The sequence below is a fragment of the Stutzerimonas stutzeri genome (assembly GCF_000952685.1).
In the GTDB taxonomy this organism is placed as follows: domain Bacteria; phylum Pseudomonadota; class Gammaproteobacteria; order Pseudomonadales; family Pseudomonadaceae; genus Stutzerimonas; species Stutzerimonas stutzeri_E.
Map to the genome: position 1 here is coordinate 111,501 of NZ_JYHV01000020.1, position 12,695 is coordinate 124,195.

The window sequence follows — 12,695 nt, forward strand, 5'->3', positions numbered from 1 at the left end:
CTTTCGCGGTCAGGCCTCTTCCAGCGCCAGGCGTTCGCCGTTGATCGGGATGCGCTTGGGTTTGGCCTCTTCCGGTACGACGCGTTCGAGCTCGATGCTCAACAGCCCGTTGTTGAGCGCGGCGCCCTTGACCTCTATATGGTCGGCGAGGCGGAACGAGAGCTTGAACGCGCGCTGAGCAATGCCCTGGTGCAGGTAGGTAACATTGTCACCTCCGTTTTCGCGCTTGCCGCCACTGATGGTCAGCACGCCACGCTCAACCTGCAGGTCCAGATCGGATTCTTGGAATCCGGCGGCTGCTACGATGATGCGGTACTGATCATCGCCGTGCTTTTCCACGTTGTAAGGTGGAAACGAGCTGCTAGCGTCGTTACGCAATGCGGACTCGAACAGATCGTTGAAACGATCGAAGCCAATGGATTGGCGGAACAATGGAGCCATCGAAAAACTAGTCATTTTGCTATCTCCTGATATTCAGCGAGTGGTTACTACAGGACCCGAATTCGGCATCCTGTAATGCCCTAGATAGGAACCGCCCGTTGTTTTTCAAGACCGTTCGTCGGAGTTTTAAATGTCCAAAGTCATGTTGATCACGGGTGCCAGCCGAGGGATAGGTGCCGCTACTGCCAGGCTTGCAGCGAGCGAAGGTTACTCGCTGTGTCTGAATTTCCACCGCCGCCAGGACGCCGCACAGCAACTACTCGAAGAGCTTCAACGTAACGGCACGCGAGCCATCGCGATCGCCGCCGACGTGGCTGACGAGGCGCAGATCGCGAACCTGTTCGCCGCAATCGATGATGAGTTCGGCAGGCTCGACGTACTGGTCAACAACGCCGGCATGCTAGAGCGCCAGATGCGCCTGGATGAAATGGATGCGGCGCGACTGATGCGTGTGTTCTCGGTCAATGTGACCGGTAGTTTTCTCTGTGCGCGTGAGGCTGTGAAACGCATGTCCACCCGCTACGGTGGCAACGGCGGCGCCATCATCAATGTCTCGTCGATCGCAGCGAAGCTCGGCGCGCCAAACGAATACATTGATTATGCGGCAGCCAAGGGCGCAATCGACAGCATGACCCTTGGTCTGGCCAAGGAGGTGGCCGCCGAAGGCATTCGAGTCAACGCCGTGCGACCAGGCGTGATCAACACCGACATTCACGCCAGCGGTGGCGAGCCGGGACGCGTCGAGCGGGTCCGGTCCAGCGTGCCCATGGGCCGTGGTGGCGAGGCTGAAGAGGTGGCCGAAGCGATACTCTGGCTCGCCAGCGAAAAGGCCAGCTACGCCAGCGGTGCGCTGCTGGACATCAGCGGTGGGCGCTAGCCCCACCGCCGGAAGCCCAGTTCAGACGGCTACTTCGAAACCCGGCGCGGAGCTGTCGAGCCCCAACAGGGCGTCGAGTCGCTCGCAATCGTTCTCGCGCCGCAGCTGGGCGAACAGCGAAACCGCTTGTGGATAGCTGCGGGTGAGCATGGACAACCACTGTTTGAGCCGACCCGGTGCGTAGCGTGGAGAGATCTTGCGCCGTGCCTGCATCCAGAAGTCAGCGAGCAGCGGCTGAACGTCATCCCAGCTCATCGGCTCGACCGTCACACCCCGCTTCGCCGCGCTGATCTGACGCGCCAGATCCGGCCGACAGACCAGCCCGCGGCCCAACATGATGTCCTCGACGCCGCTGACTTCGCGACAGCGGCGCCAATCCTCCAACGACCAGATATCGCCGTTGGCAAACACTGGCACCGCGACCACATCCCGAACCCTGGCCACCCATTCCCAATGCGCCGGCGGCTTATAGCCGTCGACCTTGGTCCTCGCATGCACCACCAGTTGCTCTGCGCCGCCGTCGACCAGTGCCCGGGCGCAATCGAGCGCGCCATCCGGGCTATCGAAACCCAAACGCATCTTTGCAGTGACTGGAATATGTGCCGGAACCGCTTTGCGCACCTCAGACAGAATCGCATGTAGCAATTCGGGTTCCTTGAGCAGCACGGCACCGCCACGAGACTTGTTCACGGTCTTGGCCGGACAGCCGAAGTTGAGGTCGATGGCAGGCGCGCCGAGGGTACAGGCGAATGCGGCATTGTCGGCCAGGCAAAGCGGATCGGAGCCCAGCAATTGCACTCGCAGCGGTGTGCCGGTACGGGTTTTCGCATCGTTGTCGAGCTCAGGTGCAAGCTTGCGAAAACTGGATGGAGGTAGCAGACGATCGGACACTCGAATGAATTCGGTCACGCACCAGTCGACGCCGCCGATGCCGGTCAGCACATCGCGCAGGATTTCATCGACCAGGCCTTCCATCGGCGCCAAAGCAATTTGCATCAAAAACGGTCCGCTCTGAAAAGCACCGCATTGTACGGAGCCGGCGGGCACTTAGGAACGGTCCGGCTGACGCCGCCTGGCGTCCTATGGGTCCGTTTCGTCGTCGCGGTCTTCGATGGTATCGGTTCCTGTCGTTGCCCCCATACCACCAGTTGTGCCCGTGGCCCCGGTGCCCATCGTGCCTAATTCGGAGTCACTGTCCATCTCTCCGTCACGGTCGACCATACCGTCCCGCTGGTTCTGTGCAGGATCCCGGATCTCGGACGATGGCTGCTCCATCGCATCGGTCCCCGTGGTGGACGGATTGGACAGGTCGCCATCCGCGTCGGCCAGCGCGATGCCAGAGACGACCATCAAACCAGCACTCATCAACAGAACTTTATTCAGCATGCTCTTCTCCACTTTCGTCGGTTCGATCAATCGTCATCCTGATCGCCCAAGGTCCGGCGAGGGTGATGCTCCATATCGATATCGTTGTCGCCGTGACCTGATTCGCCGTGGGCCTTGCTTGGTGGGCCTTCACGTTCGTCGCGCCCGGCTTCGCGACGTTCGGGTAATCGCTCGATGCCCTCACCCAGCCCCATGGAACCGTTACCCAAGCTGCGATCAGCAGCGCCGGTGTTCTGTGCCAGCTCGATTGCAGCTGGGTCAACCTGCGCAGCGGCAACGCCTGTCATTGCAGCGAGCCCGGCCACGGATCCAAACGCGATTAGCAAGTAGGTCCGCATACCTCCCTCCTTCTACTGAGTCGCGACACTCTTTTTAGGCAATCCAAAAGACCAGCCGTGCGCTATCGGTCAGCGTCACCGACCAATGGCAAGCGGAACCGTTGAGCCGAACCTGGGGTCCGACCTATCGAGAGCCGTAGATCTCGGGTTAGAAAGGAATCCAACAATGATCGCACCCGCACTGGTAATCCTTTTGATGGTCGTCGGCTGGAGTGCCGCCGCACTGGCCATGCTCTGGGGGATGTTGCGAATCGCTCGCTACCATCACCGGCCCAGCCACGACGCGTCACAAGAGCGGCGAATTCGCGCCGTGACTGCGAAGTCCGGCATCAACGTTTCGCTAAATGCTTGAAGAAAATACGCTTTCGCCCAATTAAGCCGTGACAGCACCACTGAAAGCTGTAGAATGCCGCTCCACAGACGCGGGATGGAGCAGTCTGGTAGCTCGTCGGGCTCATAACCCGAAGGTCGTCGGTTCAAATCCGGCTCCCGCAACCAAAATACGAAAAAGGCCACTCTTGCGAGTGGCCTTTTTTCGTTTAGGCAGGTCCCGAGCAACGCAGCGCGATAAGCAGCCGTCATGCCAGCGAAACAGCTAAGCAACTGAATAAAAAAGCTTTCTTTTCAGCTTGAGGTTGACAGAGGCACCTTAGCCTGTAGAATGCCGCCTCACAGACGCGGGATGGAGCAGTCTGGTAGCTCGTCGGGCTCATAACCCGAAGGTCGTCGGTTCAAATCCGGCTCCCGCAACCAAATACGAAAAGGCCACTCTTGCGAGTGGCCTTTTTCGTTTCTGTCTGCCAGACGCGCTGCTTAGCTCTTACCCCCGCCTCTGCCCGCCTAGTCGTGCCACTCCGCTCGTTAAAAGCCGCTTAGGCAGCCTCTCGAATTGTGCCAACATTCCAACTAAACATTCATAGATCGTTCGGCTTAGTCCCAAAGATGTATGACTTTAAAAACTTTTATTTAGCGATTACCAGCGCGACTGTCATGTCATTTGTTATCAATGGATTACGACAGGCGGTCAGCTAATCCATAAAAAAATAAAGTTTCTGTCTTGACTGACGCCAGGTTCTGAATGATAACTAGATCACACAAACGAGACAGGACGTTTCCCGAGCCGCAAACCAGAAAAAAACCAGGTATTGCAGCCAAGAAGTGCGCAGGGATGGCATCCCCGTTACAGCTTATTCGCTGTTCTGCGCTAACAGTATTCGGTACCTTAAAGCTTCTCTCGAATCCCAGCCGAGTGCGGTAGCTTTGTCTAAAGCCCGCGCCGTATCTGGCGAGCACTGGGTTAGGGTACCGTTCAGGAAGTAATTTGAATGACGGCGTAACCCGGCAGTGGCGGTAGCTTTGCCCAATGAAAAAAAGAATTTACTGGGCAGCTTTCTATAGATCATTCGTTTAACCCGCCATTGCATTGATTATTAACCGTTCGCTATTTCCGCACACGTTTTCATTCCGTCCTGGGTATCTAACAAGCTCCTTCCTGGCAATCCCCCTAGACTCATCCGTATTTCAATTCGGAGTTCATTGTGAATATCCAGTTCCGCAGCCTCGACATCGAAGCGAAACAATTAATTGCCAAGGAAATGAACTTGAAAGGGAGCTCCTGCATTGCAAACTTCCTCACACCAGAACAACTATCGTCGTTACAGCAACATGTCAGGATCGATGCCGAAAAACATAATGGTAAATACTTCGCTCATCATGGTGGAGCTGCGATAGAAAGTTCTCTAATAGGCGAGCTAGGCGCTGCGCCGGAGTTTCGGGAGCTACTGGCGAGCCTCTACCAGACAGGCATTGGAAAAGCTGCCTACAGCGACGAGATTCTCAAAGTGCTGCGCTGTGTGCAGGGAAATTCAGGTCGTCGTGAATCCAATTGCTTTCATTACGATGCAAGTCTTGTGACGGTACTGTTGCCCATCGAGATTCCTCAGAACGGCGTCGATCGCGGTGATCTGATTATTTTTCCCAATCTTCGAGGCGTGCGCTCGAATGTGCTGTTCAACGTGTTTGAGAAAGCACTGTTGCAGAATGCAGTGACTCGAAAGCTGATAACCAAGGCAATCCGCCACCATCTACTGAAGCCGGAACGGCTGCAGCTGGTTCCCGGCAATCTGTATCTGTTCTGGGGCTACCGCACGCTGCATGCAAACGAGCCCTGCGACCCTGCCAGTCGCCGAGCAACCGCCATCTTGCACTATGGCGACCCTCATGCTGGCAGCTTTACGACCCGCCTGATTCTCAAGCTGAACCAACGCCGCGCCCGGCGCGCAACCGCCCTCGGTACACAACCAATCGCATGACCGAAGCAGGCCGACGCCGTTAGTTATCGCTTCCTGATCTCGATGTGACGACCGATAAGGACATCACGATGATCCATGTCACCAAATCGTATCTGGGTAACAAAGCCAAGTTTCTCGGCTATGTGGACAGCATTTATGCGTCCGGCTGGCTGACCAACCACGGGCCGCTGCTCACCGAGCTGGAAGATCGCCTGCGGGACTATCTGGGTGTCCGAAACATCATCCTCACGAACAACGGCACCCTGGCGCTGCAGATCGCCTATCGGGCATTGAACCTCTCAGGCAGCGCCATCACGACCCCATTCAGCTTCGTCGCCACCACCAGTTCGCTGCAGTGGGAAGGTATCCGACCGATATTCGCCGACATCGACAGGACCACCTGGAACATGGATCCACAGGCGATAGAAGCGAGGATCGACCGCGACACCTGCGCGATCGTCGCCACGCACGTGTTCGGCAACCCCTGTGATGTGGAAGGCATCGCGCAGATCGCCGAACGGCATCGCCTCAAGGTGATCTATGACGGCGCCCACGCGTTCAGTGTGCGCTACAAGGAGCGCTCGGTATTCAATTGGGGTGATATCAGCACGCTCAGTTTTCATGCAACCAAGCTTTTCCACACCATCGAAGGCGGGGCCATCGTCACCAATGACGATGCATTGGCCGCCAAGATTCGTTTGTTGTGCAATTTCGGCATTGTCGACACCGACATCATCGACGGCATCGGCATCAACGCCAAGCTCAACGAATTTGCCGCCGCCATGGGCCTGTGCATCCTCGACGACATGGCGATGATTCTCGAGCAACGGGAAGAGATCGCCAGGTTCTATGAAGAACGCCTGAGTGACCACTTCGATCTTCAGCAACAGCAACCACACTCCCTACGCAACCATAGCTATTTCCCGATTGCACTGGCCAACGAAGACCAGCTGCTACGTTGTCGCGTGGCGCTGAACGCCAAGGGCATCAACCCCAGGCGCTATTTCTATCCCTCTCTGGACACTCTCGGCTATCTGCAACCGCAACCGCCGCAGATCCAGTCGAGATCCTTAAGTCGCCGAGTGCTATGCCTGCCGATTTATCCCGGCTTGCCGCGGCATATCCAGAACACCGTGGTCCAGACGTTGCTACGCGACGCAACGGGGCGTGATCAGCGGCAAACCGAGCGTCTATGGCCACAAGTCAACGCAACTGGGTTGATGGAGCAGCGTTTCGGCTTGCCTGATTCCGAGCTCAAGAACATCTACTGATTCATTCTCGGCGGCCCGATTACATGTCCGATCGAAAGCTATCGATGATCCGCAACACCGGCTTGAGCTACGCCGGGCAGGCATATGCTCTGCTCATCGGCATTCTCATTCTGCCTTTCTATCTCGGACATCTGGGCGCGGAGGCCTACGGCCTGATCGGTTTCTTCGCGGTGCTACAAGCCTGGCTGCAGCTGCTGGACGCGGGTATGTCACCGTCGCTGGTGCGTCAGATCGCCCATTTTCGCGGAAGGCAGAACACTGCGGCACAGCGCTACGAACCGGGGCGGCTGCTGCGCTCGTTCGAAATCATTTTCCTGCCGCTGGCATCGCTGACGGTATTGGCCATCCATTTTTCGAGCGGCTGGATCGCTCATCAATGGCTGCAAGCGCAGGAGTTGAGCACGGCCACCATTGTCCATTGCATCAGCCTGATGGGGCTGATGATCGGGCTGAAGCTGTACGCCACCCTTTATAAAAGTGGCTTGCAGGGGCTCGAACTGCATGCATGGCTGAACGGCGCGAATATCCTGATCGCCACCTTGCGCTACTTTGGCGGCCTGTTTCTGGTGGCCAGCATCAGCCAGGACCCTCTGGACTTCTTTCTCTTCCAGACGGCGGTCGCGCTGATCGAGACGCTGTTGTTCGCGGCCAAGGCTTATACCTTGATGCCCAACCCCAGATTGCTGACCGGCTTCGACTGGGCTGTGGTCAAGCCGGTGCTGCCCTTCGCCGCCGGCATGTCGCTCACTTCGGTGCTATGGATCATTCTGACGCAGCTGGACAAGGTGCTGCTTTCCAACGTGCTGCTGCTCAAGGAGTACGGTTATTTCTCGCTGGTGGCGCTCATGTCGACCGGAATCATGACGCTCACCAACCCGTTGGTACAGACGTTGCTGCCGCGCATGACGATGCTCGTCGCCGAAGGTCGGATCGCCGACATGCAGGCGCTCTACCTGAATGCCACCCGGTTCGTCTGCAGCTTCCTGTTTCCGTTAGCGGGCGTCATCGCCTTCCACTCCGCTGAGCTGATCTTCGCCTGGACCGGCGATGAGGAGGCGGCGCAATGGAGCCGTCTGGTGCTGCCCTGGTACGTACTCGGCAGCGCGATCATGGCGGTCACCGCATTTCAGTTCTATCTGCAATACGCTCACGGACAGCTACGCCTCCACGTCTGGTTCAGCCTGATCAGCGCTACGCTCAGCATTCCGCTGGTGGTGTATGCCGCGCTCGAGCATGGCGTGTATGGCGCAGCGCTGGCCTGGTTCGGGCTGCGCATGCTGACCTTCCTGATCTGGCCGCCAATGGTGCACAAGCGCTTTGCCGCCGGCGTGCACCGCCAATGGTTACAGGATTTGCTACGCATCACCGCCATGACCGGCCTGGGTCTCGTGATCGGCGAACCCGTGTTCGCGGCGATAGCCAGCGAGAACCGCTTCGACATCTTCCTGGGATTGGCCGTCAGCGGTCTTATCTGCCTGACGCTAGTCGCTTTCACCTCCAAGCCCGTCGTGTTGCGGCTTTACGTACTGATGACAAAGTCGAGTGTCTGAATGGATATTCAACCAAAGCGTGAACAAGAGCTCATGGCCGCCTGGGGTAATAGGTTCGCCCCCCTGGTGAGCATCGTCTGCTTGGCCTACAACCATGCACCGTTCATACGGGAAACGCTGGACGGCTTCCTCCTGCAGGAGACGGATTTTCCCTTCGAAGTGATCGTCCATGACGACGCCTCGACCGACGCCACCGCCGCGATCATCCGTGAATACGCCGCGCGCTACCCGAGCCTGATCAAACCGATCTATCAGCTAGAAAACCAGTACCGCCAGGGGGTTACCGTCAGCACTCAGCTGTTCGCGCAGGCGCACGGCAGGTATATCGCCTATTGCGAAGGGGACGACTACTGGACCGATCCGCGCAAACTGCAGATCCAGGTCGACTTTCTCGAACGGCATCGCGACTACGTGATGACGTACCACGATGCCTTCATGTTCAACGCCCAGGGGGTGGTCCGCAGTCCCCACATGCAGGGCAAGTTCCGCCGGGATGCCACCGCTCGCCAGCTGATGCAGGCGCGACCGGTTTCCACCCTGACGGCATGCTTTCGCAATCTGCTGCAGGAACTGCCGCCGGAGCTGCGCGGTGTCGAGGTGCTGGACATCTGCTGGTGGTCCCTGCTCGGTGCCTATGGCAAGGGCAAGTTCATCGCTGAAATCAAGCCCGCCGGCTACCGCGTGCATGAGGGCGGGATCTTCTCCATGCGCAGCAGCAAGCAACGCATCCAGATGTCCATGCACGCCTATTACAGCCTCGCCCGCTATTACCAACGGATCGGCGATCAGTCGCTCTACGAATATTTCATGATCCAGGTCTTCTCCCAGGCACTGGCATCGATATCGCCGCTCAGCAAGCTTCAGGCGCTGGGCCAGATATTCCAGAACATCAGCATCAATCTGTTACGCAGACTGACGCCCGGTGCCTGACCGGCATGGCTGGCTTCTGTCGCACTGATAGCGCAACACTCAAGGAAGGATCCGCAATGACTGTCATGGCCCGCTCTTCGCTGGAATACGAGGGAGACAATCGCATCGACCTGGCGCGCATCCTGCGCGTGGCGTTCGATCACAAAGCACTGATTTTCACCATTACCGCCCTCTTCGCCCTGCTTGGCGTGGCCTATGCGATCGTCGCCACGCCCGTTTACCGGGCGAGCGCGATGATCCAGATCGAACCGAAGAAGGCCGGGATAACGGGCATTCCGGAAGCCATTCCCAGGCCCAACTCGGTTTCCCAGGCGGTGACTGAAATCGAGCTTATCAAGTCGCGCTCGGTCCTTGGACGCACGGTTAACGCTCTTAAGCTCTACATCACTGCCCGCCCCAAATATTTCCCGATCCTCGGCAGCTACATGGCGCGTCTGCACGATCCAGAAAAGGACGGCGAGCTCGCCACGCCACTGCTGGGCATGGACAGTTACGCCTGGGGCGGAGAGAAGCTGGTGGTGTTTCAGCTGGACGTACCCGAAGCCTATCTGGGGGAAAAGTTGACGCTGCGTGCCGGCAGTGCAGGTGCATTCAGCCTGTACGACGAGGACGACCAACTGCTGCTGAATGGCAAAATCAACCAAGCCGTGCGGCACGAGGGTTTCCGCGTCCAGATCGCCGAACTCAAGGCCCGCCCGGGGACAGAGTTCTTTGTGGTGCGTAGCCGCCCGCAGACCACGGCGCTGGACTACCAGAAGCGGTTGAAGGTGGGTGAAGCCGGCAAGGACTCGGGAATCATCTACCTCACTCTGGAAGACCCGGACGCGGACAAGGCCAACCATGTGCTCGATCAGATCAGTCGGCTCTATGTGCGCCAGAACATCGAACGCAGCTCCGCCGAAGCCGCGCAGCGCCTGGAGTTTCTGCGTTCGCAGGTACCGCTGGTCCGCAAGGAATTGGAAAAGGCCGAAGCCGCCCTCAATGCCTATCAGACCAGCGCCCAGTCGGTGGACATCAGCATCGAGACCAAGAGTGTGCTGGACCAGATCGTCGCGCTGGAGTCGCAGATCTCCGAGCACAATCTCAAGCGTACGGAGTACAACCAGCTCTTTACCCCGGAACACCCGACCTATCAGACGCTGATGACCAAGATCGCTCAGCTGCAAGCGCAGAAGAACGCGCTGATGAGCAAGATCGATACCTTGCCGATGACCCAGCAGGAACTGTTGCGCCTGAATCGCGACATGCAGGTCACGACTCGCACCTACACACTGCTGCTGGACAAGGCTCAGGAACAGGACATTCTGCGCGCGGGCACCATTGGCAATGTGCGCATCATCGACAGTGCCTACGCCGTGGTGGAGAAGCCGGCCAAGCCCATCAAGCCGCTGGTGGTGCTGATCGCCATCTTCGTCGGGCTGCTTGTGTCAGCGCTAGTGATTCTGATACGCCAGGTGTTCTATCGCGGCATCGAAAGCCCCGAGACGATCGAGCACCTGGGTATCCCGGTGTATGCCGCGCTGCCTTTCTCGGCGAAACAGGAGCACCTGTACCGCCTGAGGAAAATCCGCGATGGGCGAAGCAAGCTGCTAGGCGGAGCGGATCCGGCGGACCTGGCCATCGAGTCACTGCGCAGCCTGCGCACCAGCCTCAAGTTCGCCATGCTCGAGGCCCGCAATCGAACCCTGGTGATCACCAGCCCCACACCTTCGGTGGGCAAGTCTTTCGTTTCCAGCAACCTGGCGTCGGTTATCGCCCAGGCGGGCCAACGAGTGTTGCTGATCGATGCCGACATGCGTCGCGGCTATCTCGCGGGCGTGTTCGGTCAGGAGCCGCGCCACGGCCTGTCCGATGCGCTGGCCAGCGGACTGCGTCTCGCGGCGGTGACCAACAAGACCGACCAGGCCAACCTGCATTTCGTCGCCAGCGGCTTTTCCGCTCCAAACCCGTCCGAGCTGCTGATGCACGACAACTTCGCCAAGTTGCTCAAAGAGGCGGAGCGGGAATACGACTTCGTCATCATTGATACGCCCCCGGTATTGGCCGTTACCGATGCCGTGCTGGTCGCACAGCTGGCCGGCACCTGTCTGCTGGTCGCACGTTACGGGCTGAGCACAGCCAGCCAGGTCGAGACGTCCAAGCGACGTCTGGCACAGAACGGGGTATTGCTCAAAGGCGCCATTCTCAATGGTGTCAAGCGCAGGGCCTCGAGCACCGCCTATGAAACCGGCGCCTACGGTTATTACAGCTATTCTCAAAAAGCCTGACACATGCGAGGGAGACGCCGTGTTCGGAACCGCCGCGATGATGCAACCTTACCTGTTCCCCTACCTGGGCTATTTTCAGCTGATCGCCCGCAGCGATGTTTTCGTGTTGGGTGACGATCTCCAGTACGTCAAAGGTTCATGGATAAACCGTAACCGGATACTGGTGAACGGACAGCCGCAGCTGATCACCTTTCCCTTGCGCAAAGGCGGCGGGTTCGACCCGATCAACCAGCGTTGGCTGTGCGATGACTTCGCGCGCGAAGCCCAGAAACTGCTGAGGACACTGGAACTCGCCTATTCGCGCGCGCCGTACAAGGCTGAAGTGGTTCCGCTGATCCGCCAGATCCTGACGCATCCGGAACGCAATCTGGCCCGTTTTACCGAGCATTCGATCCGCTGCGTCTGTGCCTATCTGGACATCACGACGCCGATCCGTATCGGCTCCGAGCTGGGGCTGCCGGCTCGCATGGATAAGCAGGAGCGGGTCATCGGCATCGCGAAGAAGCTGGGTGCCGCGCTCTATATCAATCCAATCGGCGGTGTGGCGCTTTACTGTCCAGCCCTCTTCCGATCTCACGGCCTGTCGTTGCGATTTCTGCGCATGGACGACCTCAGCTATCCGCAGTTCAACCAGCCGTTCGTGCCTTCACTGTCAATCATCGACGTGTTGATGTTCAACAGCCAGAAAGATGCACAGGCCCTGCTCAAACGCTTTTCTCTGATCGAAGGGGTCGAGCAACAGACGGCACTGCAGGCATAAACGTCCTCGACAAAACGGACATCGGCAACCTCCCCTATGGAAGGCAGGTTTCACATGACAGCACTTGGCAGCAATCCGCACTGGTACCTGATTCAAACCAAACCCCGCCAGGAGGCCCGCGCCGAAGAGCATCTGGTGCGCCAGGCGTTCGAGTGTTACAGGCCGCAGAAGCCCAGCGGAAACGGCAAGACACCAGAAGCGCTGTTTCCGGGCTACCTGTTCATCCGCCTCGATCGTCAACTGGACAACTGGTATCCCATTCGCTCGACCCGTGGCGTCGCCCGGGTGGTGTCCTTCGGAGGCGAGCCGACGCCGGTCAGGGACGAACTTATCGAACAACTGCGTCAACGCCTCGCGGTGCCGGCCGAAAAGCCGCAGTTCCAACCCGGCGAGCGCGTGCAACTACATGGCGGCAGCTTTAGCGATCTCGAGGCGATCTTCGTCAGCGCCGATGGCCAGGAGCGTTCGGTGATCCTGCTGAAACTGTTGCAGCGTGAACAGAAAGTGCGCGTGCCAACGCGCTACCTCAGCGGTTGCGGCGTGTCTCACAGGGCCGCGCTTGGCTGCGGCGTCGATTGATTCGG

At 58.5% G+C, this 12,695-nt stretch carries 13 protein-coding genes and 2 tRNA genes; 11 read left to right on the forward strand and 4 right to left on the reverse strand.

From position 1 onward, the window contains the following. Window positions 1-9: 9 nt before the first annotated feature. Window positions 10-456 (reverse strand): Hsp20 family protein, encoded by a 447-nt coding sequence (locus UF78_RS12325; protein ID WP_045162506.1) that lies wholly within the window; start codon window positions 454-456, stop codon window positions 10-12. A gap of 115 nt (window positions 457-571) precedes the next feature. On the opposite strand from UF78_RS12325, the gene UF78_RS12330 reads away from it, so the two are divergent. Further along, window positions 572-1,318, forward strand: a complete 747-nt coding sequence (locus UF78_RS12330; RefSeq protein ID WP_045162507.1) for an SDR family oxidoreductase — start codon at window positions 572-574, stop codon at window positions 1,316-1,318. 21 nt (window positions 1,319-1,339) lie between these two features. On the opposite strand, the gene UF78_RS12335 is transcribed toward UF78_RS12330, so the two are convergent. The 3 genes from UF78_RS12335 to UF78_RS12345 form a co-directional block, all read right to left on the reverse strand. Further along, entirely contained in the window at window positions 1,340-2,314 is a 975-nt protein-coding gene (locus UF78_RS12335; RefSeq protein WP_045162508.1) for a tRNA dihydrouridine synthase, read from the reverse strand. 84 nt (window positions 2,315-2,398) lie between these two features. After that, complete coding sequence (locus UF78_RS12340) at window positions 2,399-2,734, reverse strand: hypothetical protein (RefSeq protein ID WP_052679324.1); 336 nt, start codon at window positions 2,732-2,734, stop codon at window positions 2,399-2,401. After that, entirely contained in the window at window positions 2,731-3,042 is a 312-nt protein-coding gene (locus UF78_RS12345; protein ID WP_045162509.1) for a hypothetical protein, read from the reverse strand. The genes UF78_RS12340 and UF78_RS12345 overlap by 4 nt, the downstream gene beginning before the upstream one ends. A 166-nt stretch (window positions 3,043-3,208) precedes the next feature. Here UF78_RS12345 and UF78_RS12350 point away from each other — a divergent pair, with 166 nt between their 5' ends. The 10 genes from UF78_RS12350 to rfaH all read left to right on the forward strand — a co-directional run bounded on the left by UF78_RS12350 (window position 3,209) and on the right by rfaH (window position 12,690). Then, a complete protein-coding gene (locus UF78_RS12350) occupies window positions 3,209-3,394 on the forward strand; it encodes a hypothetical protein (RefSeq protein ID WP_052679325.1) in 186 nt (61 codons plus the stop codon). 69 nt (window positions 3,395-3,463) lie between these two features. Then, window positions 3,464-3,540 (forward strand) — tRNA-Met (locus UF78_RS12355). Between the two features lie 178 nt (window positions 3,541-3,718). Beyond that, window positions 3,719-3,795: transfer RNA gene (locus UF78_RS12360), tRNA-Met, on the forward strand. Window positions 3,796-4,637: 842 nt separating this feature from the next. Next, complete coding sequence (locus UF78_RS12365) at window positions 4,638-5,354, forward strand: hypothetical protein (RefSeq protein ID WP_045162575.1); 717 nt, start codon at window positions 4,638-4,640, stop codon at window positions 5,352-5,354. A 68-nt stretch (window positions 5,355-5,422) separates the two neighbouring features. Continuing rightward, the gene (locus UF78_RS12370) at window positions 5,423-6,604 is read left to right on the forward strand and encodes a DegT/DnrJ/EryC1/StrS family aminotransferase (protein WP_045162510.1); all 1,182 of its coding nucleotides are present in this window, start codon (window positions 5,423-5,425) and stop codon (window positions 6,602-6,604) included. 23 nt (window positions 6,605-6,627) lie between these two features. After that, window positions 6,628-8,154, forward strand: a complete 1,527-nt coding sequence (locus tag UF78_RS12375) for a lipopolysaccharide biosynthesis protein (protein WP_045162511.1) — start codon at window positions 6,628-6,630, stop codon at window positions 8,152-8,154. A gap of 6 nt (window positions 8,155-8,160) precedes the next feature. Then, window positions 8,161-9,084 carry a glycosyltransferase family 2 protein gene (locus UF78_RS12380; protein ID WP_045162576.1) on the forward strand — a complete coding sequence of 308 codons (924 nt, stop codon included), beginning with the start codon at window positions 8,161-8,163 and terminating at the stop codon, window positions 9,082-9,084. Window positions 9,085-9,140: 56 nt separating this feature from the next. After that, window positions 9,141-11,351 (forward strand): polysaccharide biosynthesis tyrosine autokinase, encoded by a 2,211-nt coding sequence (locus tag UF78_RS12385; protein WP_045162512.1) that lies wholly within the window; start codon window positions 9,141-9,143, stop codon window positions 11,349-11,351. A gap of 19 nt (window positions 11,352-11,370) precedes the next feature. Beyond that, a complete protein-coding gene (locus UF78_RS12390; RefSeq protein WP_155397640.1) occupies window positions 11,371-12,111 on the forward strand; it encodes a WbqC family protein in 741 nt (246 codons plus the stop codon). A 54-nt stretch (window positions 12,112-12,165) separates the two neighbouring features. Continuing rightward, the gene (gene rfaH / locus UF78_RS12395; protein WP_045162514.1) at window positions 12,166-12,690 is read left to right on the forward strand and encodes a transcription/translation regulatory transformer protein RfaH; all 525 of its coding nucleotides are present in this window, start codon (window positions 12,166-12,168) and stop codon (window positions 12,688-12,690) included. The last annotated feature ends 5 nt before the right edge of the window (window positions 12,691-12,695 follow it).

Excerpts from the sequence above, each read along its gene's own strand:
- UF78_RS12325 (WP_045162506.1), bottom strand. The coding sequence starts at position 456 with ATGACTAGTTTTTCGATGGCTCCATTGTTCCGCCAATCCATTGGCTTC.
- UF78_RS12330 (WP_045162507.1), top strand. The coding sequence starts at position 572 with ATGTCCAAAGTCATGTTGATCACGGGTGCCAGCCGAGGGATAGGTGCC.
- UF78_RS12335 (WP_045162508.1), bottom strand. The coding sequence starts at position 2,314 with ATGCAAATTGCTTTGGCGCCGATGGAAGGCCTGGTCGATGAAATCCTG.
- UF78_RS12345 (WP_045162509.1), bottom strand. The coding sequence starts at position 3,042 with ATGCGGACCTACTTGCTAATCGCGTTTGGATCCGTGGCCGGGCTCGCT.
- UF78_RS12350 (WP_052679325.1), top strand. The coding sequence starts at position 3,209 with ATGATCGCACCCGCACTGGTAATCCTTTTGATGGTCGTCGGCTGGAGT.
- UF78_RS12365 (WP_045162575.1), top strand. The coding sequence starts at position 4,638 with ATGAACTTGAAAGGGAGCTCCTGCATTGCAAACTTCCTCACACCAGAA.
- UF78_RS12370 (WP_045162510.1), top strand. The coding sequence starts at position 5,423 with ATGATCCATGTCACCAAATCGTATCTGGGTAACAAAGCCAAGTTTCTC.
- UF78_RS12375 (WP_045162511.1), top strand. The coding sequence starts at position 6,628 with ATGTCCGATCGAAAGCTATCGATGATCCGCAACACCGGCTTGAGCTAC.
- UF78_RS12385 (WP_045162512.1), top strand. The coding sequence starts at position 9,141 with ATGACTGTCATGGCCCGCTCTTCGCTGGAATACGAGGGAGACAATCGC.
- rfaH (WP_045162514.1), top strand. The coding sequence starts at position 12,166 with ATGACAGCACTTGGCAGCAATCCGCACTGGTACCTGATTCAAACCAAA.